At 69.4% G+C, this 26,397-nt stretch carries 30 protein-coding genes; 24 read left to right on the forward strand and 6 right to left on the reverse strand.

Features of this window, described 5'->3' with window-relative positions; all coding sequences use genetic code 11:
• Positions 1 to 42: 42 nt before the first annotated feature.
• The 23 genes from BLQ49_RS04640 (at position 43) to BLQ49_RS04750 (ending at position 17,231) form a co-directional block, all read left to right on the forward strand.
• Complete coding sequence (locus tag BLQ49_RS04640) at positions 43 to 2,022, forward strand: ATP-binding response regulator (RefSeq protein WP_167627626.1); 1,980 nt, start codon at positions 43 to 45, stop codon at positions 2,020 to 2,022.
• Between the two features lie 101 nt (positions 2,023 to 2,123).
• Entirely contained in the window at positions 2,124 to 3,614 is a 1,491-nt protein-coding gene (locus BLQ49_RS04645; protein WP_167627627.1) for a helix-turn-helix transcriptional regulator, read from the forward strand.
• Between the two features lie 130 nt (positions 3,615 to 3,744).
• Entirely contained in the window at positions 3,745 to 3,939 is a 195-nt protein-coding gene (locus tag BLQ49_RS04650; protein WP_091713685.1) for a hypothetical protein, read from the forward strand.
• A gap of 85 nt (positions 3,940 to 4,024) precedes the next feature.
• On the forward strand, positions 4,025 to 4,285 hold the full coding sequence (locus BLQ49_RS04655) for a GlsB/YeaQ/YmgE family stress response membrane protein (RefSeq protein ID WP_091713687.1): 261 nt from the start codon (positions 4,025 to 4,027) through the stop codon (positions 4,283 to 4,285).
• Positions 4,286 to 4,352: 67 nt separating this feature from the next.
• Entirely contained in the window at positions 4,353 to 5,309 is a 957-nt protein-coding gene (locus BLQ49_RS04660) for a hemophore-related protein (RefSeq protein ID WP_091713688.1), read from the forward strand.
• 2 nt (positions 5,310 to 5,311) lie between these two features.
• Positions 5,312 to 5,809 carry a YsnF/AvaK domain-containing protein gene (locus tag BLQ49_RS04665; protein ID WP_244507428.1) on the forward strand — a complete coding sequence of 166 codons (498 nt, stop codon included), beginning with the start codon at positions 5,312 to 5,314 and terminating at the stop codon, positions 5,807 to 5,809.
• The gene (locus BLQ49_RS04670) at positions 5,806 to 6,699 is read left to right on the forward strand and encodes a YsnF/AvaK domain-containing protein (RefSeq protein WP_091713691.1); all 894 of its coding nucleotides are present in this window, start codon (positions 5,806 to 5,808) and stop codon (positions 6,697 to 6,699) included. The genes BLQ49_RS04665 and BLQ49_RS04670 overlap by 4 nt, the downstream gene beginning before the upstream one ends.
• Before the next feature lie 83 nt (positions 6,700 to 6,782).
• A complete protein-coding gene (locus BLQ49_RS04675; RefSeq protein ID WP_091713693.1) occupies positions 6,783 to 7,031 on the forward strand; it encodes a hypothetical protein in 249 nt (82 codons plus the stop codon).
• Positions 7,032 to 7,076: 45 nt separating this feature from the next.
• Positions 7,077 to 7,541 carry a YidB family protein gene (locus tag BLQ49_RS04680; protein WP_091713695.1) on the forward strand — a complete coding sequence of 155 codons (465 nt, stop codon included), beginning with the start codon at positions 7,077 to 7,079 and terminating at the stop codon, positions 7,539 to 7,541.
• A gap of 112 nt (positions 7,542 to 7,653) precedes the next feature.
• A complete protein-coding gene (locus tag BLQ49_RS04685) occupies positions 7,654 to 7,845 on the forward strand; it encodes a hypothetical protein (RefSeq protein ID WP_091713696.1) in 192 nt (63 codons plus the stop codon).
• 62 nt (positions 7,846 to 7,907) lie between these two features.
• Positions 7,908 to 8,270, forward strand: a complete 363-nt coding sequence (locus tag BLQ49_RS04690; protein WP_091713698.1) for a CsbD family protein — start codon at positions 7,908 to 7,910, stop codon at positions 8,268 to 8,270.
• 46 nt (positions 8,271 to 8,316) lie between these two features.
• A complete protein-coding gene (locus BLQ49_RS04695) occupies positions 8,317 to 8,763 on the forward strand; it encodes a hypothetical protein (RefSeq protein ID WP_143012204.1) in 447 nt (148 codons plus the stop codon).
• Positions 8,760 to 9,173, forward strand: a complete 414-nt coding sequence (locus tag BLQ49_RS04700) for a phage holin family protein (RefSeq protein WP_244507429.1) — start codon at positions 8,760 to 8,762, stop codon at positions 9,171 to 9,173. Before BLQ49_RS04695 ends, BLQ49_RS04700 begins: the two co-directional genes overlap by 4 nt.
• Positions 9,163 to 9,498 (forward strand): DUF3618 domain-containing protein, encoded by a 336-nt coding sequence (locus BLQ49_RS04705; protein WP_091713705.1) that lies wholly within the window; start codon positions 9,163 to 9,165, stop codon positions 9,496 to 9,498. Before BLQ49_RS04700 ends, BLQ49_RS04705 begins: the two co-directional genes overlap by 11 nt.
• Positions 9,498 to 10,268: an aquaporin Z gene (gene aqpZ / locus BLQ49_RS04710; RefSeq protein ID WP_091713707.1), complete on the forward strand. Its 771-nt coding sequence runs from the start codon at positions 9,498 to 9,500 to the stop codon at positions 10,266 to 10,268. Before BLQ49_RS04705 ends, aqpZ begins: the two co-directional genes overlap by 1 nt.
• A gap of 33 nt (positions 10,269 to 10,301) precedes the next feature.
• Entirely contained in the window at positions 10,302 to 10,604 is a 303-nt protein-coding gene (locus BLQ49_RS04715) for a hypothetical protein (protein WP_244507430.1), read from the forward strand.
• A gap of 30 nt (positions 10,605 to 10,634) precedes the next feature.
• The gene (locus BLQ49_RS04720) at positions 10,635 to 11,771 is read left to right on the forward strand and encodes a coiled-coil domain-containing protein (protein WP_091713711.1); all 1,137 of its coding nucleotides are present in this window, start codon (positions 10,635 to 10,637) and stop codon (positions 11,769 to 11,771) included.
• Positions 11,772 to 11,830: 59 nt separating this feature from the next.
• On the forward strand, positions 11,831 to 12,367 hold the full coding sequence (locus BLQ49_RS04725; RefSeq protein ID WP_091713713.1) for a CsbD family protein: 537 nt from the start codon (positions 11,831 to 11,833) through the stop codon (positions 12,365 to 12,367).
• A 66-nt stretch (positions 12,368 to 12,433) separates the two neighbouring features.
• Positions 12,434 to 13,408: a mechanosensitive ion channel family protein gene (locus BLQ49_RS04730; RefSeq protein ID WP_208859006.1), complete on the forward strand. Its 975-nt coding sequence runs from the start codon at positions 12,434 to 12,436 to the stop codon at positions 13,406 to 13,408.
• The gene (locus BLQ49_RS04735; RefSeq protein WP_091713717.1) at positions 13,405 to 15,174 is read left to right on the forward strand and encodes a glycoside hydrolase family 15 protein; all 1,770 of its coding nucleotides are present in this window, start codon (positions 13,405 to 13,407) and stop codon (positions 15,172 to 15,174) included. The genes BLQ49_RS04730 and BLQ49_RS04735 overlap by 4 nt, the downstream gene beginning before the upstream one ends.
• Positions 15,175 to 15,206: 32 nt before the next feature.
• The gene (locus tag BLQ49_RS04740; RefSeq protein ID WP_091713719.1) at positions 15,207 to 15,977 is read left to right on the forward strand and encodes a hypothetical protein; all 771 of its coding nucleotides are present in this window, start codon (positions 15,207 to 15,209) and stop codon (positions 15,975 to 15,977) included.
• 95 nt (positions 15,978 to 16,072) lie between these two features.
• The gene (locus BLQ49_RS04745) at positions 16,073 to 16,918 is read left to right on the forward strand and encodes a transglutaminase-like domain-containing protein (protein ID WP_091713917.1); all 846 of its coding nucleotides are present in this window, start codon (positions 16,073 to 16,075) and stop codon (positions 16,916 to 16,918) included.
• Positions 16,919 to 17,039: 121 nt separating this feature from the next.
• A complete protein-coding gene (locus BLQ49_RS04750) occupies positions 17,040 to 17,231 on the forward strand; it encodes a hypothetical protein (RefSeq protein ID WP_091713721.1) in 192 nt (63 codons plus the stop codon).
• A gap of 54 nt (positions 17,232 to 17,285) precedes the next feature.
• On the opposite strand, the gene BLQ49_RS04755 is transcribed toward BLQ49_RS04750, so the two are convergent.
• On the reverse strand, positions 17,286 to 17,699 hold the full coding sequence (locus BLQ49_RS04755) for a DUF1236 domain-containing protein (protein ID WP_091713723.1): 414 nt from the start codon (positions 17,697 to 17,699) through the stop codon (positions 17,286 to 17,288).
• Between the two features lie 252 nt (positions 17,700 to 17,951).
• Here BLQ49_RS04755 and BLQ49_RS04760 point away from each other — a divergent pair, with 252 nt between their 5' ends.
• Positions 17,952 to 20,612, forward strand: a complete 2,661-nt coding sequence (locus tag BLQ49_RS04760; RefSeq protein WP_091713725.1) for an MHYT domain-containing protein — start codon at positions 17,952 to 17,954, stop codon at positions 20,610 to 20,612.
• Positions 20,613 to 20,651: 39 nt separating this feature from the next.
• On the opposite strand, the gene BLQ49_RS04765 is transcribed toward BLQ49_RS04760, so the two are convergent.
• The 5 genes from BLQ49_RS04765 to BLQ49_RS04785 form a co-directional block, all read right to left on the reverse strand.
• Positions 20,652 to 21,026 carry a response regulator gene (locus BLQ49_RS04765; RefSeq protein ID WP_091713727.1) on the reverse strand — a complete coding sequence of 125 codons (375 nt, stop codon included), beginning with the start codon at positions 21,024 to 21,026 and terminating at the stop codon, positions 20,652 to 20,654.
• Between the two features lie 32 nt (positions 21,027 to 21,058).
• Positions 21,059 to 21,535, reverse strand: a complete 477-nt coding sequence (locus BLQ49_RS04770) for an HWE histidine kinase domain-containing protein (RefSeq protein WP_167627628.1) — start codon at positions 21,533 to 21,535, stop codon at positions 21,059 to 21,061.
• Positions 21,536 to 21,547: 12 nt separating this feature from the next.
• Positions 21,548 to 22,549 (reverse strand): GAF domain-containing protein, encoded by a 1,002-nt coding sequence (locus BLQ49_RS04775; protein ID WP_091713730.1) that lies wholly within the window; start codon positions 22,547 to 22,549, stop codon positions 21,548 to 21,550.
• 28 nt (positions 22,550 to 22,577) lie between these two features.
• The gene (locus tag BLQ49_RS30730; RefSeq protein WP_342028155.1) at positions 22,578 to 23,414 is read right to left on the reverse strand and encodes a GAF domain-containing protein; all 837 of its coding nucleotides are present in this window, start codon (positions 23,412 to 23,414) and stop codon (positions 22,578 to 22,580) included.
• A 238-nt stretch (positions 23,415 to 23,652) separates the two neighbouring features.
• Positions 23,653 to 26,076: a PAS domain S-box protein gene (locus tag BLQ49_RS04785; protein ID WP_091713732.1), complete on the reverse strand. Its 2,424-nt coding sequence runs from the start codon at positions 26,074 to 26,076 to the stop codon at positions 23,653 to 23,655.
• Between the last annotated feature and the right edge of the window lie 321 nt (positions 26,077 to 26,397).

A 26,397-nucleotide genomic window follows, 5' to 3' on the forward strand; every position in this document is an offset into this window, starting at 1 on the left:
GGCACAGAGATGCGCCGGGAGGAGGAATCCGTGCGAAGGTTCATGGCGGCCATATCCGGCCACGGCATCGGGCCGGCCGCACGCTACGCTGTGCCGTTCGCCGCCGTCGGTCTCGCGACCCTGCTGCGCTTCCTCGCGCCGCTCGACGTTGCGCCCTTCCTCCTCTACCTGCCGCTCGTCTTCCTCGTCACGCTCGCCCTTGGGCGGGGACCGGGCGCGGTCACCGTTGTGGTCTCCCTGCTGGCCGCGGCTTGGTTCTTTCGCCGGTCGGACGGCACCCTGACGTTAAGCACCGGCCAGGTCGTCGCGCTCGCGCAATACGTCGTCGTCGGCGGCGCGATGGTCCTCGTCTGCGACGCCCTGCGCCGGACCATGGTCGAGCGCGAGGATACGCTCCGTCGCCTCGACGCGGCCAACGCCGGGCTGCGCACCAGCCAAGCCGCCCTGGAGGACGCACGCCGGGACGCCGAGGCCGCGCGCGAAGCAGCCGAGGAGGCCAACCGCGCCAAGAGCAGCTTCCTCGCCAATATGAGCCACGAGCTCCGGACCCCGCTCTCGGCGGTGATCGGGTACTCCGAGATGCTGGAGGAGGAGGCGGAGGAACTCGGACAGGACGGCCTGCTCAAGGACCTCGGGAAGATCAAGTCGAACGCCAAGCACCTGCTCGGGCTGATTAACGACGTGCTCGACCTGTCTAAGGTCGAAGCCAACAAGATGGAGACCTTCACGGAGGACGTAGACGTGGCGGCGTTCGTGCGCGACGCCGCCGGGACGGTGGATGCGCTGGTGGGCAAGAAGCGCAACCGCCTGGTTCTGGACCTCGCTGCCGGCCTCGGCCTCGCCCGGACCGACGCGACCAAGCTGCGCCAGTGCCTGTTCAACCTGCTCTCGAACGCCGCGAAGTTCACCGAGGACGGAACGGTCACCCTGCGGGCACGGCGGGAAGCCGGCCCAGCCGGGGATACCCTTCTGTTCGAGGTCGCGGACACCGGCATCGGCATGAGTCCCGAACAGGTGGAACGACTGTTTCAGCGCTTCGTCCAGGCCGACGGCAGCACGACGCGCAAGTACGGTGGCACCGGCCTGGGCTTGGCCCTGACCAAGGCGTTCGCCGAGCTCATGGGTGGCGACGTCACGGTCGCGAGCGAGGTCGGCTGCGGCACGCGCTTCACCCTCGCCGTGCCGGCCGCGCTGCCCGAGCCGACCGTCGGGGACATTTCGGATGAGACCACAACTGGAAGCCCCGGGGCTATCGGCACCCGCGGCCTGGTGCTCGTGATCGACGACGAGGCGAGCCAGCGCGACCTGATGGGCCGGTTCCTGACGCGACAGGGGTTCTCGGTGCGTACGGCCGGGGATGGGCGCACCGGTTTGCAGCTGGCACGTAGCCTCGCACCGCGCGTGATCCTGCTCGACGTGATGATGCCGGAGGTGGATGGCTGGACGGTGCTCACCACGCTCAAGGGCGACCCAGCCACCCGGGACATCCCGGTGGTGATGGTGAGCTTCGTCGCGGATGCGGCGTTGAGCGCCTCGCTCGGGGCGGCGGATGCGGTGCCAAAGCCGGTGGACTGGGCGCGGCTGAAGGGCGTGCTCGACCGGCTTGGGGCGGGGGCCGGGGACGTGCTCGTCGTCGACGACGACGCCGACATGCGCGAGCGCCTCCGCACCGTCCTCGAACGTAACGGCTGGTCGGTGCGCGAGGCCGGCGATGGGACAGAGGCGTTGGACAGGGTCCGCGAGGCGACGCCGCGCCTGGTTCTCCTCGATCTGACCATGCCGGTGATGGACGGCTTTTCCTTCCTCCACCGCCTCAGGGGCATGCCGGGCTGCGGCGAGATCCTAGTCGTCGTCCTGAGCGCGCGCGATGTCACCACCGCCGAGCGGCAACAACTAGTGGAGGCCGACCGTGTCCTGCGTAAGGGCGACATCAGTCTGCAGGACATTGCCACCGAACTGCGCAAGCTCGACATTCACCAAATGGATGATGGGGAAGCGGTACCGAACCAAAGCTCCTCGTAAGCTCCGGGACACGTTTCCCTATCTCGGGTTTAGCATGGCGGGCCTTGCGCCTTCGTGACGGCTGGAACTGGCCGTTGACCGACACCTCGGGAGATACGCCGATGATCGACGAAGCGCGGCACATGCGGTTGCGGCAGGTGGTGGCTGGCCTTTCCGAAGGCGTGATCCTGATCGAGCCGGACCATATCCTTACCTACGCCAACGCCGCCGCCCTGACGATGCACGGGGTGAGCGACCTCGGCGACCTCGGGGAGACGGTGGCCGAGTACCGGGCCAACTTCGTGCTGCGCTACCGCAACCATCACGAGGTCGGGCCGCTGCAGCACCCGGTGGAACGCGTGCTCGCCGGCGAGGCTTTTCGCGATGCCGTGGTCGAGGTCAACCACAGGCGTGATCCCGGCCGGACCTGGATGCACCGGATGCGCGGCCTGGTCATCACCGGCGCCGATGGCATCCCGACCGGACTCGCGCTGGTGATGCAGGACGTCAGCGAACGCTACGAGGCCGAAGAGCGCTTCGAGTGCATGTTCAGGGCTAACCCCGCCCCGGCGGTAGTCTGCCGGCTGTCTGACCTGCGCTACGTCAAGGTCAACCAAGGCTTCGTCGACCTGACCGGGTACGCTCGCGAGCAGGTGCTCGGCCGCAGCTTCACGGAGATCGACCTGATCGGCCAGGGCGAGCACCGCGCCTCCGCCGTGGCGCACCTGCATGCCGGCACCACCATACGCCAGCGCGAGGCCTGTCTCTCGATCCCCTCCGACGGCGAGAGGTACGTCATCGTCGCCGGCCACCCCATCGAGATGCCGGGCGGCGAGCGCTGCATGCTGTTCACCTTCGCCGATCTAGAGGACCGCCGGAAGGCCGAGGCCGAGCTTCGGTTGAGCGAGGAGCGCTTCGCCAAGGCGTTCGAGCTCAGCCCGATCCCGACGGTCCTCCTGAGCTCCGACGCGGACGTACCGACGAGCGTCAACGAGGCCTACGCCGCGACCTTCGGGGGGGCGGACGCCATCGCGATGCCCTGGGCGGAGGAGGCGGAGTGGACGCGCTTCAAGCGCGAGCTCCAGCGCTACGACCGGGTGCGGGCCTTCGAGGGCCGCCTGCGCACCCGGGACGGCGAGGAACTCGATTGCCTCGTGTCGGCCGAGAGAATCACCGTCAACGGGGCCGCCGGGCTGCTTTGCGCCGTCCAGGACATCTCGTCGAGGAAGCGAACTGAGACCGAGCTGATCTCGGCCATCGAGTCGGTGATGGCCGACGCCTCGTGGTTCAGCCACGGGGTGATCGAGAAGCTCGCCCTGCTGCGCAACCCGCCTAGGCCCGGCAAGCCGCAGGGCATGATCGAGAAGCTCACCGCCCGCGAGGGCGACATGCTGGAAGGCATCTGTCGCGGCGACACCGACGAGGAGATCTCAACGGCGCTCGGCGTGTCGCTCAGCACCGTGCGCAACCACGTCGCGAGCCTCTACCGGAAGATCGGGGTCAACCGGCGCAGCGCTGTGGTGGTGTGGGCCAGGGAACGCGGCATCGGGGAAAAGCCGTCATTTGACAACAACGGCAAAAACAACACCCGAAAACTGGGCAAAAAACACTAAGCGCGTTGATCTAAAATACTTTTATGTAATGCCGAGGAACATCGGCTGGATTTCGATATTCTAGCGGTATAGGCCTGCTCGTACCGGGCTCCTGAACGACTGCCGAACCGGTTGGGGCGAGGGCCAGGACATGGGCAAGGGCCGCAAGGTTCTGTCGGCCGATCACGCGCGCGCCCTGATCAAGCAGGCCATCGGCATGATCTTCGGGGACATCACAGTAGAAACCGAGGCCACGGCCGAAATCGCCGCGATAGAGGCGCAGCACGCCAAGGGCAGGGTTAAGGCGACCAAACCCACCAAGCCGAGTTCGACCCCAGGTCCCTAGCGTCCCGGCCTTCCAGGTCATCTCCATCCCCGGCGCAGCCACGGGCGTCGGAACCTTAGCGCATGCCCACACACGGAAGCCAACCATGTCCCTCCTCGCCTGGATCGTGCTCGGCCTGATCGCCGGCTTCATCGGCAGCAAGATCGTCAACAACACCGGCCAGGGGCTGCTCGTCGACATCCTGCGCGGGGTCGTCGGCGCGGTCGTCGGCGGCTTCCTGTTCAATCAGTTCGGTCAGCCCGGGGTGTCCGGGGTGAACCTCTACAGCCTGCTCGTCGCCGTCGTCGGCGCTGTCATCGTGCTGGTCATCTACCACGCCCTGATGAGGCGCCGTGGGGCGTTCTGAGCCCGGCCAAACTGCTTCCGCTTTAGCCGAAAAGCATCCGAACCACACAGACCGGAGTGTACCGATCATGGCGTTATCGACCGACACCACCCGCGCGGCCTACGACCGCGACCTGCCGACCACCAGCCTCGCCACCCCGGCCGAGGACATGCGCACGATGGCACTGCACTCCATCTCTTGGGGTGCCGTCATCGCCGGCGCGGTAATCGCGCTGGTCGCCCAGGTCATCCTGAACATGGTCGGGCTCGGCATCGGGCTCTCGACCGTCGACCCGGCCGGCAACGGTACCCCGACGGCTGGCAGCCTGTCCTCGGGCGCCGGGATCTGGTTCGTGATCTCCGGCATCCTCGCATCCGCCGCCGGCGGCTGGCTCGCCGGGCGCCTGTCGGGCAAGCCGACCAACACAACCACCGCCTATCACGGGCTGATCGCCTGGGCGGTCTCGACCCTGGTCATCGTGTATCTGCTGTCCTCAGCGGTCGGTGGCATCGTCAGCGGCGCGTCGAGCGCGGTGTCGAGCACGCTCGGCGGCGCCGGCAATCTGATCGGCGGCTCGGTGAAGACCGCCGCGCAGGCCGCGGCCCCGTCGCTGCCGGGCATGGACAACCCGTTCTCGAACATCGAGAGCCAGGTTCGCGGCACGACCGGCAACGACCCGGAGGCCCTCAAGAACGCCGCGGTCAGCGCCATGCGCGCCGCGGTGACCGGTGACGCCGCCCAGCAGAAGGATGCGCAGGAGAAGGCGGCCCAAGCGCTTTCAAAGGCGCAGGGCATCCCGGTCGATCAGGCCCGGACCCAGGTCGCTCAGTACGTGCAGCAGTTCAACGACACGGTCGCCAAGACCAAGGAGCAGGCCAAGCAGGCGGCCGACACCGCCGCGCGCGTCGGCTCGCAGGGGGCGCTCTACGGCGCCCTGGCTTTGATCCTCGGTGCACTTGCCGCCTTCTTCGCCGGCCGTGGCGCGGCGGTCGACCCGGTGCTCACCCGCACCGCACCCGCCGTCACGACCCAGCGCCGGGTCTGATCGTGGGCGACCCCGCCGCCACCGAGCCGCTTCCCTTCGGGACGCGGGACAAGCAGGCGGCGGAGGTCGCCGTCGGCGAGGAGGCGGTCCTCCCGCTGATCGCCGAGACCGTCCGCATCGACAAGCGGGCGGTGGAGACCGGGCGGGTGCGGGTCTCGACCCGAACCGAGACCGTCGACGAGGTCCTGCGCGAGAACCTTCGCAGCGACATGGTCGGGGTCACCCGGGTGGCGATCAACCGGACCCTGGCCGAGGGCGAAGTGCCCCCGGTGGTCCGCGAGGAGGACGGGGTGACGATCATCCCGGTCCTGGAAGAGATCCTCGTCGTCGAGAAGCGCCTCATCCTGCGGGAAGAGGTGCATGTCCGCCAGACCACGGCGGGCGAAGACGTCGAGATGCCGGTGACGCTGCGCAGACAACACGCCGTGATCGAACGCGTGTCCCCCGAGGGGCACGTCACGGCCGTGTCCCCTGCACCCCCACCGGAGATCGAACCATGACCCAGTCCATCACCGCCATGTACGACACCTACACGGACGCAACAGCCGCGAAGGCCAAACTCGTGGCCATCGGCATCCCCGAGGTCGGCGTCCGGATCTTGTCCGGCAACGAGACCGGCACCACGACCGGCGCCGCCACGACCCAAGAGGGCGGCATGTGGGGCTCGCTGAAGGAGTTCTTCATGCCGGAGGAGGACCGCCATTTGCACGCCGAGGGACTGAACCGGGGCGGCACCATGCTGACCGCGACCGTCGAGGACGGGTACGCGGAGCGGACCTACGACATCCTGGAGGAGCACGGCTCGGTCGACATGGACGAGCGCGAGGCGTCCTGGCGTAAGGAGGGCTGGACCGGACAGGCCGCAGGCGCGCCGGTCGCGGCCGTTGCTCCCGCATCGACGACCGCCACGACGGGTCTGCGTGCGGCGGGTTCCACCGAGACCGCCGCGCCACGGGGGACCGCGCAGGGCACCGACTATATCCCAGTGGTCGAGGAGCGCCTCAACGTCGGCAAGCGCATGGTCGACAGTGGCCGGGTGCGGGTCCGCTCCTACGCGGTCGAGAAGGACGTGAGCGAGAACGTCACGCTGCACGACGAGACCGTGCACGTCGACCGCCGCGTGGTCGACCGGGCCGTGACGCCGGACGACATGGCCCTGTTCGAGGACAAGGTCATTGAGGCGACCGAGATGCGCGAGCAGGCGGTGGTCTCGAAGGAGGCGCGCGTCGTCGGCGAGGTCGGTATCCGCAGGGACGCGACCCAGCGCGTCGAGACCGTGACTGACAAGGTGCGCCACACTGAGGTCGAGGTCGCCGACGAGCGCGGCAACGTCGAGCGTACTGGCACGGCCGGCACCACCACCGGGACCGCCCCGCGCAAGCCGGTCTGAGCGCCGGGTCGGGAGGGAGCCCGCGGCCTCCTCCCGGCCAACGCACGAACCTCCAGGCAAGCATCGAGCACGGCCTCCGCCCCATGATCCGCATCCTTGCCCTCTCCTTCGTCATGGCGGCCGGCTCCGCCAATGCTCAGGGCGACGATGCCGCCACGAACCATCTTCGTACGTTCTGCTCCGGGGACTATCTCAGCCTTTGCAACGGCATGGACCCGAAGGGGCCGGAGGTGGTGGCGTGCTTCCGCAGGAACATGGGCAAGCTCTCGCCCGGCTGCCGGACCGCCACCGACGAATACAAGGCGTCCAAGGGAACCGGTTCGAGGTCCTGAGCCGCCCGGAACCCGTACGTCGCACACCCAAACGGGAGAACGAACATGAGTGACGGCTTTCCCTCCATGACCGCCCTGCTCGGCCTGCTTGCCGTGGCTGGGTTCCAGAACAAGGACAAGATCGCCGAGATGCTCGGCGGCGGTCACCCCGCGTCCCAAACTGGGTCCGCAGCCGCGCCCGGCCAGGCCGGCCTCGGGGGCCTGCTCGGCAACATCGGCGGTGCGCTCGGCGGGGCCGGCGTCGGCAACGTGCTCGGCGGGGGCCTGGGTCAGCTGGTCGAGAGCTTCCGTCAGAACGGACATGGCGCAGCGGCGGACTCCTGGGTGAACCACGGTCCCAACCACGAGATCGCCCCGCCCCAGCTGCGCCAGGCCATCGGTCCCGACGTCATGGACGCCCTGTCCCGGCAGACCGGGCTGTCGCACGACGAACTGCTTTCCAGGCTCTCCCGGGAGCTTCCCTCGGCGGTGGACCGCTACACCCCCGACGGCAGGCTGCCCGCCCTCTAAGGCGGTGCGCCTGATGACACCCCGCACGCCGGTCGGGATCCGTCCCGTCCGGACGCGCCGGTCGACACGACCGCAACGAGCACCGTGACGGTGCCGCACGAGGAACACCACCATGGCCAAGACTGCGCACGACGAGGCCGCCAAGCACCACGAGGCCGCCGCCAAGTCGCACAAGACCGCCGCCGAGCATCACGAGAAGGGCGACGAGGAGAAGGCCGCCAAGCACTCCAAGGAGGCCCACGGCCACTCCGAGAAGGCGCACGAGAGCTCGACCAAGGCCCACGGCAAGAGCGCCAAGAAGTAACCGACCCAACCCGACCGCCGGACGCGCATCCCGCGCGTCCGGCCCCATTCAGGAGAACACCCATGGACGAGAACCGCATCACCGGCGCCGCGAAGGAATTCGGCGGCAAGGTCCAGGGCGCCGTCGGCGACGTGACCGGCGACCGCGAGACCCAGGCCAAGGGGACCGCCAACGAGGCCAAGGGCAACGTCGAGAACCTGTACGGCCAGGCCAAGGACGCCGTGCGCGACGCGGCCGACCAGGCCGGCGATCTCGCACAGAACGCCCTGAAGCAGGGTCGTGACGCCTTCCCCGACGCCGAGCGGGCCTACCGCCAGGGGGCCGACACGGTGACGAGCTACGCCAAGGAGTCCCCGCTGATGATGGCGGCGATGGCCGGTGCGCTCGGCTACCTGCTCGCGATGGTCGTCCACGGCCGCCGCTAGGTCCGGCCCCCGTTCCAACATCATCCCGCAGGTCCGGAGCAGCATCATGAACGATCCCACCCGACCTGCGGGACCATCACCGGCCTCCGACGGCCCGTTGCAGGCGGCACGCTCGCCGTCCGGCTTAGCCGATGCCGTGCGCGACCAAGCCAGCGGCTATGCCAACCGGCGCAGGACCGAGGCGGCCGGCTTTCTGTCCGAGATCGCTAAGGCACTGCGTTCGAACGGCGCCGAGCTCGACAAACGGGCGCGGGCGAAGCCGTTCGTCCAGACGGTCGCCGACAACCTCGACGCGCTCTCGAAGCACGTCGCACGCCGTGGCTTGCGCGAACTCTTCCGCGATGCCGAGGCGGTGGCGCGAGGCAACCCGCTGGCGACGGCCCTGGTGGTCGGCGCGCTTGGGTATGGCACCTTCCATGTCCTACGGTCCGGAAACGGCGATGCCCTCAAGTCCCCGGGTGAGCCCAGGCGGGACTGGGGCGGGTATCCGTGAGCGCCGTTCCCCCAACCCCGCCGTCCGGCGGGCTCCAGGGCCTGATGGCCGAGGCCCTCCGGGGTGCCGGCGATGTCCTGCGGGGCGAGATCGCCCTGTTCCGCCAGGAGATGGCGGACAACCTGCGCCGCCTGATCGTCGGCCTCGCGGCGATGGCCGGCGCAGCCGTGTTCGCCGTCGTCGGCTTCCTGGTCTTGGTCGACGCCCTGGTGAAGTGGCTTGCCACCGTCGTCGGCTCGGAGGCGCTCGCCGCCCTGATCGTCGGCACCGCCTTCCTTGTCATCGGCCTCGTCCTGGCACTGATGGCCAAGAGCCGGTTCACAGTCGACGGACTCGTCCCGACCCGGACGGGCCGACAGCTTCGGCACGATGCCGTCGTCATCAAGGAGCACGTGACGCATGACGAGTGACGCAGATGCCTTGGAGCGGGAGATCGAGGCGAGCCGCGACCGCCTCGACCAAACCTTGGACAGGCTCACCCAGCGTCTCACCCCCACCGGCATCGCCGATGACATGCTCGGCACCGTCCGGCGCGACGCGACCGGGGCCGGCCTCTACGACGGCGCCTTGGAGGCGGTCCGACGCAACCCGGTGCCGGTACTGCTGATGTGCCTCGGTACCGTGATGCTGCTCAACGGTAAGAAGCCGCGTGAGCCGGCGACCTACCGCGCCGTGCGCGATCCCGACCGGTACGCCGCGGCGGCGGTCACCTCTGCCCCCAAGGACCACCGCTGATGCGTCCCTACCTCGCCGAGTTCATTGGCACCTTCGTCCTGGTGTTCTGCGGCTGCGGCAGCGCCGTCCTGGCAGCCGACCACATCGGCTATGCCGGGGTCGCCCTGTCGTTCGGCTTCGTCCTGATGGCGATGATCTACGCGCTGGGTCCGATCTCGGGCTGCCACCTCAATCCCGCGGTCACGCTGGGCCTCACCCTGAGCCGCAAGTTCGATACGGCGCGCCTACCCGGCTACATGGCCGCCCAGGTCCTCGGCGCGGTCGTCGCGGCCTACGTCCTCTACGTCGTCGCGCAGGGGCATCCGGGCTTCGACCTCGCCTCGGGCTTCGCATCGAATGGATACGACGCACGCTCGCCGGGCCACTACAACAGGGCGGCGGCGTTCATCGTCGAGTTCGTGCTGACGGCGCTCCTCGTCCTCACCATCCTCGGGGCGACTGACCTGAAGGCGCCGGTGGGCTTCGCCGGGCTCGCCATCGGGGTCGTGCTGACCGTGATCCACCTCGTCTCGATCCCGGTGACCAACACCTCGGTCAACCCGGCCCGCAGCATCGGGCCAGCCCTGTTCGCCGGATGGGACGCGGTGGGGCAGCTCTGGCTGTTCGTGCTCGCCCCGCTGCTGGGCGGGGCCACCGCGGCCGGATTGTACTCGACGATGCGCGCCCTCGACCCCGTGGTGCAAATGCCCGTGCGGCAGGCGGTGCAGGCCCTTCCGGCCGAGCTCGAACAGCGCCTTGAGAAAGCCGGCATCAAGCCGACCGAATTCTAGCGCCACCACCGGAGGGACCCGCCGATGCCGACCATGCGAACGCAGATTTATGCCAGCGGCAACGACGACCGGTGGTTCCTCTGCCAGGGCGAAGATGCGGCTGACGTGTTTGTGTTCCACGAGCCGAACGGGCCGTCGGGCGGATCGCGGTCGCGCATCGAGCTTACGACCTTCCTCGCCTCCGGCAGTGGATCGCCGGAGCACCGCACCTTGCTGACGATGATCGGTTCCCTGGTCGGGACGGCCCATGCCGGGTCGGGCACAACCGACCGTGGTCCCGAACCTGGTGCCGCTGGCGCGGAGCCGACCCCGGGCGAGGCCGCCGCCTCGACCTGACCCTACGCCCCCCAAGCTCGCGAGACCGCCATGGCCATCGACTACCGTTCGGAACTTCGCCGCCCCCTCCCGTTCAGCCTGGCGGTAATCGCCGCCGTGCTGCTGCTCTGGCTGGTCGTGGCCTCGATCGCCGGCGCCAGGCAACGCGGCGCCAGGGACCACCGCATCGGCGAGTTGGAGGGCCAGCGGACGGCCCTGCAGACGGACCTCGACCAACAGCGGTCCACCGCCGGCACCCTCACGGCGCTGCAGGCTAGGATCGCCACGTCCGAGACCGAGGTGAAGCAAGCCACCCAGGCCGGCGAGGAGGCCAAGGCGAAGGCGGCCGGCCTCGCCGAGGAGCGGGAGGCGGCCGAACGGAAGGCCGGCGAGGCGAAGGCGGCGTCCGATGCGGAGACGAAGCGCCTGTTAGACCTCCAGACCCAGGTGACGGAGGCGGAACGGAAGCTCGCCCCCCTGCGCGACGCGACCACCGCAGCGGAGAAGACTGCCACCGCCCGAACCCAGGAACTCGCCGACGTCGGGCGCCGGCTCGAGGACGCCCGGCAGCAGGAAGCCAGGCTGCGTGCCGACATCGCCGCCATGGCGCAGGAGGCCAACGGAAAGACCGCCGACCTCGCCAAGGCCGAGGAGCGTCAGCAGAAGGCCCGCGAAGGGGCGGCCGCGGCACAGAAGGAACTCGCGGATGCCCGGACCGCGACCGAGCAGGCGATCAAGCAGCGCGGCGACCTGGAGCAGGCGGTCGCCAGCCTGACCGCGAACCGCGAAAAGCTCGTCGCCGGGAACGAGCAGATGACCCAGCAAGCCACGCAGGCACGGGAGACCCTGGACGGCACCCGGAAGGATCTTGCGACGGCGCAGGCCGAGCGGGACCGCGTCACCGCCGAGCGGGGCCAGGCGGAGCAGTCGGTCATGAAGCTGACGTCGGACCGCGACGCGGCCGCCGCGGCGTTGGAGGCGCTGCAGAAGCGGCAGGCCGACGCGCAGGGCCAGCTCGCGACGCTGACGGAGACGATGTCCGCTAGGAACAAGGAGGTGGCGGACGTCGAGGAGAAGCTGCGCTCCGCCCGGGCCGAGCTCGCGGATGCACAGGCCAAGCTGGCCAACGCCCGGCAGCAACTCTCGACCCCACCGGCGCCGGCCGCGACGCCCGTGAAGCCCGACTGAGGCCGGCCGGCATCGGGTGCACCCTATCTACCCCTCACCGTGACGACAGGAGAGACGACATGGACGAGAACCGCATCACCGGCGCCGCCAAGGAACTCGGCGGCAAGATCCAGGGTAAGGCCGGGGAACTGACAGGCAACCGTGAGACCCAGGCCAAGGGCGCGGCCAACGAGGCGAAGGGCAACGTCGAGAACCTGTACGGGCGGGCCAAGGACGCAGTGAGCGACGCCACGGACGCCGTGGGGGGTGCGGTCGAACGCGGCGGCATCGACGGCGACCGGGTCGCCGGTACCGCGAAGGAGATCCGCGGCAAGGTCCAGAGCGCGGTTGGCGCCGTCACGGGCGGCGAGCGTGACCGGGTCGAGGGCCGGCGGCGCCAGGTCGAGGGTCGCGCGCAGGACCTCCATGGACGGGCGGAGGATGCCGCACGCGACATCGGAGGCTACGCCCGCGACCTGTACGAGCACGCCGACGACTACGCCCGGGACGGTACCCGGGCCGTCCGCCACCAGGTCGAGGAGAGCCCGCTGGTCGCGATGCTGATCGCGGGCGCGGTCGGCTACGGCCTCGCGCTGCTCGTCCACGGCCGCCGCTGACGTCGTCCCTCGTCGCCCTGCCGCCGCACGGTGGCCGGGTCAAACACCGCCATCCGGGGCGTCCCCTTGCATCTGTTCGGAATCGATTGGGTCGGCGTCAACGCCGAGAACGGGCGCAAGCTCGTCCTGTCGCTGGTGTTCGTCGCCGTCGTCCTCGGGGGCGGGTTCGGGCTGCGCGCCCTGGTCGGGCTCGTCCTGACGCGCACCGACCACGCCACGCTCCAGACCAAGTTCTGGACGCGCCAGGGCATCAGCCTGCTCGCGGCGGTCCTGCTGGTCCTCGGCCTGCTCTCCATCTGGTTCAACGATCCGACGCGCCTGGCGACCGCCTTCGGATTGTTGTCGGCCGGCCTCGCCTTCGCCCTGCAGCAGGTCATCACCTCGTTGGCCGGCTACTTCGTCATCCTGCGCGGGGCGACCTTCACGGTCGGCGACCGCATCTCGATGGGCGGCGTGCGCGGCGACGTGCTGCGCCTCGGCTTCATCCAGACCACGATCATGGAGATGGGCCAGCCTCCGGCAGTCCAGGGGGCCTCGCCGGCGATGTGGGTGCGCAGCCGGCAGTTCACCGGCCGCATCGTGACGGTGAGCAACGCACAGATCTTCTCCGAGCCGGTGTTCAACTACACCCGGGACTTCCCGTTCATCTGGGAGGAGATGGCCGTGCCGGTAACCTACCAGGCGGACCGGACCAGGGCCGAGGCGGTGATGCTGGAGGCCGCCCGGAGGCACGCGCTGGACACGAACGCCATGACCGTCGAGGCCAAGGCCAAGCTGCAGGAACGCTTCGGGGTCGAGCCGGTCGACCTGGAACCGCGGGTGTTCTACCGCATCACCGACAACTGGCTCGAACTGACGGTTCGGTTCATCCTCGGCACGCACCAGATCCGGGGTGCCAAGGACGCGATGAGCCGGGATATCCTCACGGCGTTCGACGCGGCCGGCATCGGCATCGCCTCGGCGACCTACGACATCGTCGGCCTGCCGCCCATTCGGGTGGCGTCGCCGACGATCCCAGAAGCCGAACACGAGTCACGATGAGCCTGCCCATCGAAGATTACGCCCTGATCGGCGACGGCGAGACCGCGGCGCTGGTCAGCCGCGCCGGTTCGGTCGACTGGCTGTGCTGGCCCCGGTTCGACGACGACGCCTGCCTCTCCGCCCTGCTCGGCACCCGGGAGAACGGGCGCTGGCTCATCGCGCCGAGGGCGAAGGTCGACCTCGTCGAGCGTCGCTACCGGGACGATACCCTCATCCTGGAGACGGACCTACACACCGACGAGGGGGTCGTCCGGCTGACCGACTTCATGCCGGTCCGCGGCCGGCATCCCGCCCTGGTGCGGATCGTCGAAGGGCTTGCCGGCGCCGTACCCATGCACCTCGATCTTCGCCTGCGCTTCGACTACGGGGCGCTCCCGCCGTGGGGCGCCGTCGAGGACGGCGTCTACACCGGTATGGTCGGGCCGGACCATGTCGTCCTGCGCGCGCCCGTCGGGCTCGAACTCCACGGCGACGAAGTCGGCTGTACCTTCACGGCGAGGGCTGGCCAGCGCCTCGCCTTCGTCCTCGGCTACGGTCCGTCCACCGGGCCGACACCGGACCCGGTCGATGCGGATGCGGCGCTGATCGCCACCGAACGGTACTGGCGCGCCTGGATAGCCGGCTTCGACGCCGCCCGTACGCGCTGGCCGGCCCAGGTGAAGCGCTCGCTGCTGACGCTGAAGGCGCTGGTACGTGAGCCGACCGGGGGGCTGATCGCCGCGCCGACCACGAGCCTGCCCGAGGCGCCCGCCGGCACGATGAACTGGGACTATCGCTACTGTTGGCTGCGGGACGCGACGTTTACCCTTGGGGCCTTCGTCAACGCGGGGTTCCGCGACGAGGCCACGCGCTGGCGGGACTGGCTGCTGCGGGCGGTCGCAGGCTCGCCCGACAAGATCCGGATCATGTATCGCGTCGACGGGTCACGTCACCTGGACGAGTGGACCGTGGACGCGCTCCCCGGGTACCGCGACGCGCGGCCCGTACGGATCGGTAACGCCGCCTCGACCCAGCACCAAATCGACGTGCTAGGCGAGGTGCTCGATTGCTTGAGCCTGGCCCGTTCCGTCGGCATACCCGTGACCGAACACCAAAGGGCGGTCGAGCGCCGCATCGCCGACCATCTGGAACAGACCTGGTCCGGCCGGGGCTCCGGCGTCTGGGAGGCCAGGGGCGAGCCACGCCGCTACACCTATTCGAAAGTCATGGCTTGGGTCGGGGTCGACCGGGCGATGCGACATCCGGCACCGGGGGATGGGGAAAGGCTAGCCCGCCTCGACGCACTTCGAACCAGGATACGCGACGAGGTGTATCGCGACGGCTGGAACGCGGGTCTCGGCACGTTCACCCAGAGCTACGGCGGTCATGCCGTCGACGCGAGCCTGCTGTTGCTGCCCCTGGTCGGCTTCCTGGCGGCGGACGAGCCACGTATGGCGGCGACAGTTGACCGGATCGAGCGCGATCTGAGCCAGGGCGGGTTCATCCGGCGCACGCGGGCCAAGGGCGGCGATTCAGACGAGGGTGCGTTCCTACCGTGCTCGCTTTGGATGGCGGACTGCCTGCGGCTGCAAGGAAAGCCCGACAAGGCAGAGGCGTACCTGAAGCGTGTCCTCGGGGTGGCCAACGACGTTGGGTTGCTCTCGGAGGAGTACGACGTCCCGGGGAAATGCCTGGCGGGCAACTTCCCGCAAGCGCTCATGCACCTTGCGGTGGTCAACACGGCCCTTGGTCTGTCGGGTCCCGTGGTGAACCTCGGCGGGGGGTAAGAGGTGCTCTCGCGATTGATCGTGCCGGTCCCATGACGGTCCTCACCCTGGCTCTGGCAGGACTCGCCGTGCTGCTGCTGGCGGCGGTCCACGTCGTGACCCCGTCGCTGCGCTTCCTCGACGGCTCACCTCGAAGCGTCTGGCTCTCCGCCGCGGGCGGGGTCGCGGTGGCCTACGTGTTCGTCCACTTCCTTCCGGAGCTGGCCGGTGGCGAGGCCAGCGTCGGTCGCATGGCCGGGGACACCTTCGGCGGCTTCTCGGAGCGCCACGTCTACCTGATCGCGCTTACCGGCCTGATGGCGTTCTACGGGCTCGACCGGCTCGCCAAGGTCGACCGCTCCCGCCGCGCCGGCATCCCTGTCACCGACGCCCGGGGCGCTTCGGTGAACGTCGGCACCGGGGCCGGGGTGTTCTGGATCCACATGGGGTCCTTCGGCCTCTACAACGGCCTCGTCGGCTATCTCCTCCTCCATCGCGAGGCGACGGGGCCCGCCTCCCTGGCCTTCTTCACGGTGGCCATGGCGCTGCACTTCGTGGTCACCGACTACGGCCTGAACGAGGACCACAAGGCCGCCTACCGCAGGATCGGGCGCTGGGTCCTCGTCGTCGCCGTACTCGCTGGGTTTGCCGTCGGCGCCGCCACGGCGGTCTCGGACGCGGCCATCGCCGCCCTGACGGCCTTCCTCGGTGGCGGCGTGATCCTCAACGTCCTCAAGGACGAGGTGCCGAGCGAGCGCCAGAGCCGGTTCTGGGCCTTCGCGCTCGGGGCGGCCGGGTACTCCGCGTTGCTGCTGACGCTTTGAGCCGGCCTCCCCCGGGCGGGGCACGGCACATGCAGGCATCGCCGGACATCGCCGAACCGAATGGGACGGCGGACCTCCCAACCGCGGGGACGAACATGAGGATCAGGGCCGGATACACCATCGGCTACGACACGTTCGGTCCGACACCGATCATCTACCAATTGAACGTGCACCCCTCCCGCGCCCATGACCTACTGACCTCGGACGCGATCCGGGCCGACCCGCTGGTGCCGATGCGGACCTACTCGGACGGGTTCGGCAACACCTGCGTCCGCCTCGTCTCCCCCGGCGGGCGGATGACGGTCTCCGCCGACTTCCTCATCGCCGATACCGGCGAACCGGACGCCTACGCGCCGGATGCCCGGCAGATCGCGGTTCAGGACCTCCCGGACGACGCGTTGGTCTACCTGCTCGGCTCGTGCTACTGCGACACCGACAAGCTCGCAGGCACGGCCTGGTCGTTGTTCGGCAACGCCCCCGAGGGCTGGGAGCGGGTCCAGGCCATCGTCACCTGGGCGCACGCTCGCATCCGGTTCGACTACCAACTCGCCGACGCCACGCGCTCGGCCTTCGACGGCTACAACCAACGGGTCGGCGTCTGCCGCGACTTCGCCCACCTCGCCGTCACCCTGTGCCGGTGCATGAACATCCCGGCGCGTTACTGCACGGGCTACCTCGGCGACATCGGGGTTCCGGTCGATCCGAACCCGATGGATTTCTCGGCCTGGTTCGAGGTCTACCTCGACGGCCCGGAGGGGCCACGCTGGTATACCTTCGACGCGCGCCACGACGCCAGACGGATCGGGCGGGTGGTCATCGCCAGGGGCCGTGATGCGACGGACGTCGCCATCTCGACGAGCTTCGGCACGGCCCTGCTGGCGCGGTTCGACGTCCACACCCTGGAGGTCGCCGACGACTTCGTGCTTCAGCCTCAAGGCTGATGTTTCGATGCCGCGGGGAGAGGGAGGGACTCGCCGTCCGGACGCGTTCCGCGAAGGGGCCGCCGTGGCGGACCGATGACCCGTCCCGTGCTATGAGAGGGTCCGTTCGAGGGAGCGACCCATGACCGAGACGAACGCGTCCGGGGCGATGCACACCGAGGTCGTCATTGCTCGCTGGCACCTGACCCTTGCCAGCTTCGCGGACAACGACAACGAGCCGCGGGGCATGCGGGCCGGGGCCATGGTCGCGGTGGTGGGTCTGCCGCTCGCCTCGACGGCTGCCCTTGCGGCCTGCCTCCGATTCCTGCTTTAGGCCAGGCCTCGGAACGCCACGGGCACGTCGGCCCGTGGCGTTCCCTCGCGTCGCTCAGTCGATGACCTCGACGATGCGGCCGCTGCCGCGCTCGACCAGGACGGTGCGGCCGTTGACGACGGTGTAGCGGTGCCCGCGGGCGCCGTACTCCTCCGGGATGTCGTAGTAGCTCACGCCGGCGGACGGCAGGACCGTGCCGACCCGGACGTCGCCGTCGTAGGCGTAGGACGCGCGGCGCTCGCCGCGGACGTAGGTGCGGAAGCGCGGACGGTCGTCGACGCCGAGGATGCCGTTGACGGTGCCTGTGGCCGCGCCGATGGCGCCACCGACTATGGCCCCGATGGGGCCGCCGGCCGCACGCCCGTCCTCGGCACCCTCCTGTGCGCCGCGTACCAGGCCCTGCGCCTGGACGACGGCTGGGAGCGCGAGGGCGAGGGCCGCCGCGGCGAGAATGGACTTGGTGCTCATGGAATCCCCCTGATGCCAATCGCGGCCGGTGGGTTACGTCCGGCGCGTTTGATCCGATGCCGGGACATCCGCCCCGGATGCCGTGGGATACGGGATACGATGCCGGTGGATCAACGTCCGCATGGTCGGGAACGACGCGAAGGCCTCGACGATCACCGGACCACCGGATCGAGGGTCGGCTTCACGAATGGGCGATTGCCCCGAGGCCGCTGCCTTTCGGTGCTACGGACCCCGTGCCCCAACGGACATGCCATGGTCCACACCGGATACAACCCACTCCTTGTCGCGCTCTCCCTGATAATCGCGGTCTTCGCGTCCTATGCGGCTCTCGACCTCGGCGCGCGGGTGCGCCGGCCGGACGTCGGACCGCGCTGGGCCTGGGGTGCGGGCGCGGCGGTGGCGATGGGCGGGGGCATCTGGTCGATGCACTTCGTTGGCATGCTCGCCTTCGAGATGGGGCTGCCCGCCGTCTACGACCTCGGCCTGACGCTGCTGTCACTGCTGATCGCCGTCGGCGTGACCGCCGCCGCCTTCGCCTGGGTGGCGCGCCGGGGCACAGGCACGCGGTCCCTGCTGGTCGCCGGCCCGCTCATGGGCCTTGGCGTGGCGGCGATGCACTACACCGGCATGGCGGCGATGCGCGTGCCCGGCAACCTCGCCTACGACCCTGCCATCGTGGCGGTGTCGGTCGCCATCGCGGTCACCGCCGCGACCGCCGCCCTGTGGCTGACCTTCCGCCGCAACCGCCCATGGCAGAAGCTCGCCGCCGCCTGCGTGATGGGCCTCGCGGTCGCCGGGATGCACTACACCGGGATGGCCGCGGCGACGTTCACGGCGCAGGAGGCCGGCGCCGACGCCGCGCACGTGACCATCCTGGCGACGGGTCAGCGGGACGTCGCCTTGGCGGTGGCCGGCGTGACCTTCCTGATCCTGTTCCTGGCGATGATGGCCTCCTCGCTCGACCAGCGCCGGGTGCAGCGGCGCCTGCACGTCAGCGAGGCGCGCTTCCGATCCGCCGTTCGGGCCGTCAACGGAATCATGTGGACCACCGACGCCGCCGGACATTTCGTCGAGGAGCAGGCGGGTTGGGCCGGCATCACCGGGCACGTCCCGGAACAGTACATGGGCGCCGGCTGGGCGAAGGCGATCCATCCCGAGGACCTTCCGGCGACGGTGGCCACCTGGGGCGACGCCCTACGCGCCGGGACCCCGTACACGGTCGAGCGTCGCGTGCGCACCGCCCACGGCGAATGGCGGCGGTACGTGGTCCGCGCGGTGCCGGTGCGCGACGCCGACGGCACGATCCGGGAATGGGTCGGCGTCCACGAGGACATCACCGAACGCCACGCGTCAGAGGTCGCCCTCAAGGAGGCCCGGGACGCCGCCGAGGAGCATAGCCGGGCCAAGAGTCGTTTCCTCGCCAACATGAGCCATGAGCTGCGCACCCCGCTGTCCGCGGTGATCGGCTACTCCGAGATGCTGGAGGAGGAGGCGGAGGAGCTCGGACAGGACAGCCTGCTCAAGGACCTCGGCAAGATCAAGTCGAACGCGCAGCACCTGCTCGGGCTGATCAACGACGTGCTCGACCTATCCAAGGTCGAGGCCGAGAAGATGGAACTCTACCCCGAGGACATCGACGTCGCCGGCTTCGTCACGGACGCCGCCGGTACCGTGGAGGCTCTGGTGGCCAAGAAGGGCAATGTCCTGGCGCTGGACGTCGCCGGGGATGTCGGCCGGGCGCGCACGGACGCGACCAAGCTGCGCCAGTGCGTGTTCAACCTGCTCTCGAACGCCGCCAAGTTCACCGAGGGCGGCACCATCACGCTGACGGCGGCCCGGGAGGTCAACGTGGCCGGCGACTGGCTCCGGTTCACGGTGCAGGACACCGGCATCGGCATGAACGCGGAACAGGTCGGGCGCCTGTTCGAGCGCTTCACGCAGGCCGATGAGAGCACCACCCGCAATTATGGCGGCACCGGACTCGGACTGGCGCTGAGCCGTGCCTTCGCCCAGTTGCTCGGCGGCGACATCACGGTCGACAGCGTCGAGGGCGAGGGGACGAGCTTCACCCTGCGCGTCCCGGCGGTGGCGCCCGAGCAGGCCGTCGAGGCGGCACCGGCGGCACCCAAGAACCAGGTGACGGTCGGCGACCTCGTGCTGGTCATCGACGACGAGGCCAATCAGCGCGAGCTGATGACCCAGTTCCTCGAACGCCAACGCTTCGCCGTGCGCACGGCCGGCGACGGACGAACAGGCCTCGACCTCGCCCGGTCGCTCAAGCCACGTGCAATCCCCCTCGACGTGATGATGCCCGAGATGGACGGCTGGTCGGTGCTCGCCGCCCTAAAGGCCGATCCGAAGACCGCCGGCATCCCCGTGGTGATGGTCAGCTTCGTCGCCGATGCGGCGCTGAGCGCCTCGCTTGGCGCAGTCGAGGCCGTGCCCAAGCCGGTGGACTGGACGCGACTGCGCACGATCCTGGACCAGTTCCGGGCGGCGGACGGCGACGTGCTCGTGGTCGACGACGACGCCGACATGCGTCACCGCCTTCGCACCGTGCTGGAGCGCAACGGCTGGACCGTACACGAAGCCGGGAACGGCTGCGAAGCGCTCGACCAGGTCCGACACGGCGTGCCGCGCCTGGTGCTGCTCGACCTGACCATGCCGGTGATGGACGGGTTCTCGTTCCTAGACCGGCTCCGGGGCCTGCCAGGCTGCGCCGAGGTCCCCGTGGTGGTACTGAGCGCCCGAGCCATTACGGCAGCGGAACGCGACCGGCTGTCCGAGGCCGACCGGATCATGCGGAAGGGCGACACCAGCCTACAGGACATCGCCACCGAGCTGCGCAAGCTCGATAACCGTCAAACCGACGCTGCGGAAACGGTCGAGGCGGGGGAACCATCGCGGGTCTGATGGGCCGGTACTGGAATCCCCCAGGCTCGCGGGGCTGGATTAAGCCGCGAACTTCTGGATGGCCGCCACGATCCTGCGGCGATCGAACGGCTTGCCCAGGACGATGCCGCGTTCGGGGATCTGCGAGGCGTCCCAGGGCTGCGACGACACCATCAGCAACTCGATGGGCGGCCAGCGGTCGCGGATCGACAGGGCGAGCTGCATGCCGGCGGTCGACCCGCGCATGTCGAGGTCGGTGAACACCGTCCGGATGTCGGGGCGCGTCTCAAGGATGCGGATGGCCTCGGCGACGCTATCGGCCTCAATGGCCTCGCAGCCGGCGTTCTCTACGAAATCGACCAACGACAGCATCAGGATCGGGTCGTCCTCGACGACGAGGACCAGGATGTGTTCGGGACGTCGAGTCTCGGTCATCGGGATTCAATGCACATGGATCTGGATGTCGGTCAGGGGCGCGCGGAACTCGGCGCGCAACCCGGTCTGACCATACTCAAGGTCCGCGTTGCGGGTTCCCGCCAAACCCATGCGATAAGCTTCGAACCGAACCCGCCACGACCGTCGGGCGCCGTGACGCTCGGGCCACCGGTCTTGGTCCAGTCGAGCACGAGCGTCGGCGCCTTGCCCTGCTGGGTTCGCCAAGCGATGCGCACGCTGCCCGCCCTCGCCGACAGCGACCCGTACTTGAGCGCGTTGGTCGCGAGCTCGTGCAGCAGCAGCGTCAGCGACAGGGCCGCCTGCGGACTGATGTCCATGTCGGGACCGTCCAGGGCGAAGCGGTCGAGGTCGGCCTGCATGCCGAGCACGCTCTCCATGACCGACCGCATCCGGGCCGCCGCCCAACTCTTCTGCATGAGCACGTCATGGGCGCGCGACAGCGCCAGGACGCGGCGCTCGAACGCCACGACCGGCTCGCGCTCGGTCACCCCCCGCAGGGTCTACGTGGCAATGGACTGCACGACGGTCAGAGTGTTCTTGAGCCGGTGGGCGAGCTCGGTGTTCAACACCGCCTGGAGTTCCTCCGCCCGCACCCGGGCGACGCCGACCTCAAGCCGGTCGGCGACGTTGCGCAGGAAGGCGAGTTCCTCACCCGTCCAGGTCCGCGGCTCGACGTCGTGGACGATGAACGCCGCCACCGTGCGCCCTCGCTCGCGCACCGGCATGTTGACCAGGGCTCCGATGGCGATGGCCTTCATTGGACCCGGGTCGTCCCGCGTGCGCGGGTCGGTGGCGACGTCATGAATCACGAGCGGTTCGCCGCGTCGGAGCGAGCCGCGGAGGTCGCCGTAGTCGTCGAAGCGGTGCCGCCCGGCGATGCTCGCGATGCCCGGGGCGGTCCAGTCCGGATTGATCTCGATGGCCTCGACGTCGCCCTCGATCCGGCCGAACCCGGCACGGGTCGCGCCCAGCGTCCGACCGACGATCTCGGCGGCGGCACGGGTCATGTCCGCCGTGGACGTCAGGTCGCGCAGGCGGTCGCCGAGGGTCAGGAGCGCGGAGCGGCGGGCCTCGGCCTCGACGCGCTGGGTGACCTCCAGGAAGATCACCCCGAAGCGGTTCGCGTCGAGCCTGAACGCGCGGCCCTCGTACCAACAGCTGATCGTGTCGATGCGCCGGGTGAAGTTGGCCACGACGCCGGTCTCGACCACCTCGGCGAACTCGTCGACCCACGCGTCCTCGATGTCCGGGATGACTTCGCGCACGGACCAGCCGACCACCGTCGTCGGATCGATGCCGGGAAGGTCGCCCCAGGCCGGATTGACCTCGACGTAGGTCCAGTCGGTCACCCGCCCGCCCGCGTCCCTGACGACCTCGCCGACCACGAACCCCTCGCTCAGGTGGTCGAACAGACCGCGCCAATAGTCGTCCTTGTCGCGGGTCTCGGCCCAGGCCGACGCCTCGGTCAGCCCGGCGGTCGCCGCGCTGGTGAACAGGCCCACGATGTCGAGGTCGCCCGCCGTGAACGTGTCAGCTTTCGCCGATTAGCTTGAGCACGCTCAGCACGCCGTCGCCGCCCAGGATCGGCGCTAACACCGCCGAGCCCAGCCCGAGCGTCCTGACGAGGTCGCGGCCGACGTGCGGGTCGCTGCTCGCGTCCTTCATAAGGTACGGCTCGCGTGACAGGGCGCAGTGACCCGCCGCGCTGGTCGACACCGTGATGCGCTGGCCCTTGTGTGCCACCAGGGTGCCGAGGACGGCGCGGTATTCGAGGTGGTCGCCGTCGAGGAGCTCGATCACGCCGCCCTCCGCCGCCGGCACCGCCGACATCGCGCCGGCGACGACGGCCCGCAGCACCGCGTCGAGGTCGCCACCGGCGACCGCGATCCGTGCTTGCGCCTCGCGCAGCGCCTCGCGGACCTGGTAGGCGCGCTGTTCCTCGGCCCGTGCGGCGTCGCGGCTCGCCACCGCCCGGCGGAGCTCAAGCTGGGTGACGACCTGGCGCGCCAACGCCTTCAGGTTCTCGGTCTGGGCTGCGGTCAGCCCTCCGGGCCGGCTCACCTTGTCGATGACGCACAGGCTGCCCAGGACATGGCCGTCAGGTGTGACCAGCGGTGCGCCGGCGTAGAACCGGATGAACGGCTCGCCCGTCACTAGCGGATTGTCGCGGGTGCGCGCATCCGCCGTCAGGTCGGGGATGACCAGGACGGCGTCGGGCTGAACCAAGGCATGGGCGCAGACCGAGCTGTTCAGGTCTGTCTCGCAATGCGGGAACCCGGCACGCGCCTTGAACCACTGCCGGTCGCCGGCCACCAGGCTGACGAGGGACACAGGGACCTGGCAGAGGTTGCAGGCCAACTGGACGATGTCGTCGAAGCCCTACTCGGCCGGGGTGTCGAGAATGGCATAGCTCAGTAGGGCGCCGAGGCGGCCGGCGTCATCGACGATGGTCGGAAGCGGATGGGTATTCATCGACGGTCGTCTCGTATCGTCGCCTGAATAGCCCACCCTAACCGTTTCGTCAGCCACCGGGATCGTAGGGCGGCGTGAAACGTCGGACGCGCGCGCCCGGGGAAGTCTTCCGTGGGTGCCGGCGACCGCGCCGCTAGCCCATGCGCGGGACGGCTCGCCCCACGGCCCTCCGGAGGACGCGCGACAGGTCCTCGACCGAGTAGGGCTTCCTCAGCAACTCGAACCCGTGGGTCCCCTGCACCGCCAGCACGTCGCTGTAGCCGGAGGCCAGTACCACCGGCAGGCCCGGTTGCCGTCGCCGGATCTCGCAGGCGAGGTCGACCCCGTTCATCCCGGGCATCACCACGTCGGAGAAGACCACCTCGAACCGGTACGGGATGCGTTCAAGTTCGAGCAAGGCCCTCTCGGAGTCCGTCGCCCAAACCGTACGGTAGCCGAGTTCCTCCAAGGCCTGTGCCGCAAAGGCGCCGACCTCCGGGTTGTCTTCCACGAGCAGGACGCAGGTCCCATGCCCATCGGCCAACGGCGCGAGCTCTTCGACCTCCCTGTCGGCGACCGCGACGGCGGTGGCGCGCGGAAGGTACATGGTGAAGTCGGTCCCCTCGCCGAGGCGGCTCTCGGCGACGACCTCGCCGCCGGATTGTTTGGCGAACCCGAACACCTGGGACAGTCCCAGGCCCGTGCCCTGGCCGACGCCCTTGGTGGTGAAGAACGGCTCGAAGATGCGGTCGAGCACGTCCGGGGCGATCCCGGTGCCGGTGTCCGACACGGAGACAGCGACGAAGTCCCCACGGTGGGCGGGGTGACCCCGGACGATGGGCACCTGGTCGACGGACCGTACACGGATCGTGATCCGGCCTTCTCCGGACATCGCGTCCCGCGCGTTGACGACCATGTTGACCAGGGCCGTGTCGAACTGGCTCGGATCGGCATCGATGAGGCAAGGGATCTCCCGGCCCCCGGCGTCGTGGAACGGTTCGACGAGCGTCTCGACATGGATGCGCGAGCCGGTAAGCGTGCGCACCATGTCGGTGACGGCGGCGACGCCACGGCCGACGTCGAACACCTCCGGTCGGAGCGCCTGGCGCCGGGCGAAGGCGAGCAACTGGCCCGTCAGCCTGGCGGCCCGGTCGACGGTGTCCGAGATGGCGTCGACGTAGCGGGCTCGGCGCACCTCCGCGAGGTTCGGACGCTTGAGGAGGTCGGTCGACGATTTGATGACAGTCAGCAAGTTGTTGAAGTCGTGCGCGACGCCCCCGGTCAACTGCCCGACCGCCTCAAGCTTCTGGGACTGGCGGAGCTGCTCCTCCAGGGCCTTGCGCTCGGTGACGTCCCGGCCGGCCGCGTAGAAATGGTCGCCGCGCGGGATCGCGTACCAGGACAGCCAGCGGAAACCGCCCTCGCGCGTCCGCATGCGTACGTCGAGGTTGTCGAGCACGATGCCGTTCACGAGGTCCCCGAACACCGCCTGCACGGAGGCGAGGTCCTCGGGATGGATGAACGCGTCGAACGTTGCGCCGACGAGTTCGCCCTCGGACCAACCGAGCATCTCGGTCCAGGCCGGGTTCACCGTGCGGTACCGGCCGTCGAAACCGCAGACCAGGAACAGGTCGCGGCTGGTGCGCCAGACCATGTCGCGCTCGTCCGTCCGGTCGCGGGCGGTGTTCTCCAAGATCCGCTCGGCCTCGCGCCGCTCGGTGATGTCGTTGAACAGGATGGCTACGCGGCGCCGGGCCGGCTCACCGATACGCAGGGCGTGGACGTCGAACCACCGGCCCATCGCCACCGCGCCGCTCTCGAAGCGCGTCGGACGGCCGGTCAAGGCGACCTCGCCGTAGGCGTCCTTCCACGACTGCTCCAGGCCGGGGATCACCTCGCTGACCCAGCGTCCGGCAACGTCCCGGAGCCCGGTGTGGCTCTCGAACGCGGGGTTGACCTCGACGAAGCGGTAATCGACGGCGCGGCCAGCCGCGTCGTAGCGCATCTCGACGATGCAGAAGCCGGCGTCTACGGCCTCGAACAGGGTCCGGTAGCGGGCCTCGCTCTCGGCGAGCCGGCCTTCCTCGGTGCGGAAGCGCGTGACGTCGAGCTGGCTCGCGAAGAAGTACCGTAGCCCCCCGGCCAGGTCGAAGACGGGGCTGACGTACAGTTCGTTGCGGAAGGGCGCGCCGTCGCGGTGGTAGTTCACGATCTCGACGACCACGTCACGACGTGCCGCGATGGCGTCACGGACCTTGGCGACGTCGGCAGGGTCCGTGTCCGGCCCCTGGAGGAAGCGGCAGTTGCGTCCGATCAGGTCCTCCGCTCCATAACCGCAGAGTTCCTGGAAGGCGCGGTTGGCGAAGACGATAGGGTTGTCGGGCAGGTTGGGGTCCGTGATGATCTGCGGCATGCGGGTCTTCTCCGCCGCCGTGAACAGCAGGTCGGCTCCTGCCGCCGAAGTCCTTTCCCCACCGGCCGGCGCGTGCACGTACCCTTCGTTCCGCCGCCGCAGCCGTTCGATCTCCGCCTCCGCCGCCATCAGCCGGCGACGCAACTCGTCGTTCTCCGCCTTCATCCACAAATGCCCCGCTTGGCGTCTTCGAACCTGGCCGCCACGTTCAAAACAATTGCCACGTCGATGGGGTCCCGATACCGGACGCATCGCCTCATGGCCGCTGGCGACGGATACTCGCCCATTCCCGCCGGCATCTCTAAGGAATGCGCGTCCCCTGGAGTTTCGCAGCTCGCGCGTTTCCGGGCATCTACGACGTGCTCGGTCATGCGGCATACGCCAACACATTTCCCCGGCCGCCGCCTGGCGCAGCGTCACGATGACGGCGGCCCGCTTCACATTTAAGTCTGCATCTCACCATTCATCCCGACCCTGGCGGTCATC

Source organism: Methylobacterium phyllostachyos (assembly GCF_900103445.1).
GTDB lineage: Bacteria > Pseudomonadota > Alphaproteobacteria > Rhizobiales > Beijerinckiaceae > Methylobacterium > Methylobacterium phyllostachyos.

Bases quoted from the DNA above. Each gene is read 5' to 3' on its own strand.
- BLQ49_RS04685 (WP_091713696.1), top strand. From the start codon at position 7,654: ATGGCCAAGACTGCGCACGACGAGGCCGCCAAGCACCACGAGGCCGCC.
- BLQ49_RS04690 (WP_091713698.1), top strand. From the start codon at position 7,908: ATGGACGAGAACCGCATCACCGGCGCCGCGAAGGAATTCGGCGGCAAG.
- BLQ49_RS04750 (WP_091713721.1), top strand. From the start codon at position 17,040: ATGACCGAGACGAACGCGTCCGGGGCGATGCACACCGAGGTCGTCATT.
- BLQ49_RS04735 (WP_091713717.1), top strand. From the start codon at position 13,405: ATGAGCCTGCCCATCGAAGATTACGCCCTGATCGGCGACGGCGAGACC.
- BLQ49_RS04740 (WP_091713719.1), top strand. From the start codon at position 15,207: ATGACGGTCCTCACCCTGGCTCTGGCAGGACTCGCCGTGCTGCTGCTG.
- BLQ49_RS04785 (WP_091713732.1), bottom strand. From the start codon at position 26,076: ATGAAGGCGGAGAACGACGAGTTGCGTCGCCGGCTGATGGCGGCGGAG.
- BLQ49_RS04760 (WP_091713725.1), top strand. From the start codon at position 17,952: ATGGTCCACACCGGATACAACCCACTCCTTGTCGCGCTCTCCCTGATA.
- BLQ49_RS04725 (WP_091713713.1), top strand. From the start codon at position 11,831: ATGGACGAGAACCGCATCACCGGCGCCGCCAAGGAACTCGGCGGCAAG.
- BLQ49_RS04670 (WP_091713691.1), top strand. From the start codon at position 5,806: ATGACCCAGTCCATCACCGCCATGTACGACACCTACACGGACGCAACA.
- BLQ49_RS04755 (WP_091713723.1), bottom strand. From the start codon at position 17,699: ATGAGCACCAAGTCCATTCTCGCCGCGGCGGCCCTCGCCCTCGCGCTC.
- BLQ49_RS04675 (WP_091713693.1), top strand. From the start codon at position 6,783: ATGATCCGCATCCTTGCCCTCTCCTTCGTCATGGCGGCCGGCTCCGCC.
- aqpZ (WP_091713707.1), top strand. From the start codon at position 9,498: ATGCGTCCCTACCTCGCCGAGTTCATTGGCACCTTCGTCCTGGTGTTC.
- BLQ49_RS04715 (WP_244507430.1), top strand. From the start codon at position 10,302: ATGCGAACGCAGATTTATGCCAGCGGCAACGACGACCGGTGGTTCCTC.
- BLQ49_RS04765 (WP_091713727.1), bottom strand. From the start codon at position 21,026: ATGACCGAGACTCGACGTCCCGAACACATCCTGGTCCTCGTCGTCGAG.
- BLQ49_RS04695 (WP_143012204.1), top strand. From the start codon at position 8,317: ATGAACGATCCCACCCGACCTGCGGGACCATCACCGGCCTCCGACGGC.
- BLQ49_RS04745 (WP_091713917.1), top strand. From the start codon at position 16,073: ATGAGGATCAGGGCCGGATACACCATCGGCTACGACACGTTCGGTCCG.
- BLQ49_RS04660 (WP_091713688.1), top strand. From the start codon at position 4,353: ATGGCGTTATCGACCGACACCACCCGCGCGGCCTACGACCGCGACCTG.
- BLQ49_RS04655 (WP_091713687.1), top strand. From the start codon at position 4,025: ATGTCCCTCCTCGCCTGGATCGTGCTCGGCCTGATCGCCGGCTTCATC.
- BLQ49_RS04645 (WP_167627627.1), top strand. From the start codon at position 2,124: ATGATCGACGAAGCGCGGCACATGCGGTTGCGGCAGGTGGTGGCTGGC.
- BLQ49_RS04705 (WP_091713705.1), top strand. From the start codon at position 9,163: ATGACGAGTGACGCAGATGCCTTGGAGCGGGAGATCGAGGCGAGCCGC.
- BLQ49_RS04640 (WP_167627626.1), top strand. From the start codon at position 43: ATGGCGGCCATATCCGGCCACGGCATCGGGCCGGCCGCACGCTACGCT.
- BLQ49_RS04650 (WP_091713685.1), top strand. From the start codon at position 3,745: ATGGGCAAGGGCCGCAAGGTTCTGTCGGCCGATCACGCGCGCGCCCTG.
- BLQ49_RS04720 (WP_091713711.1), top strand. From the start codon at position 10,635: ATGGCCATCGACTACCGTTCGGAACTTCGCCGCCCCCTCCCGTTCAGC.
- BLQ49_RS04680 (WP_091713695.1), top strand. From the start codon at position 7,077: ATGAGTGACGGCTTTCCCTCCATGACCGCCCTGCTCGGCCTGCTTGCC.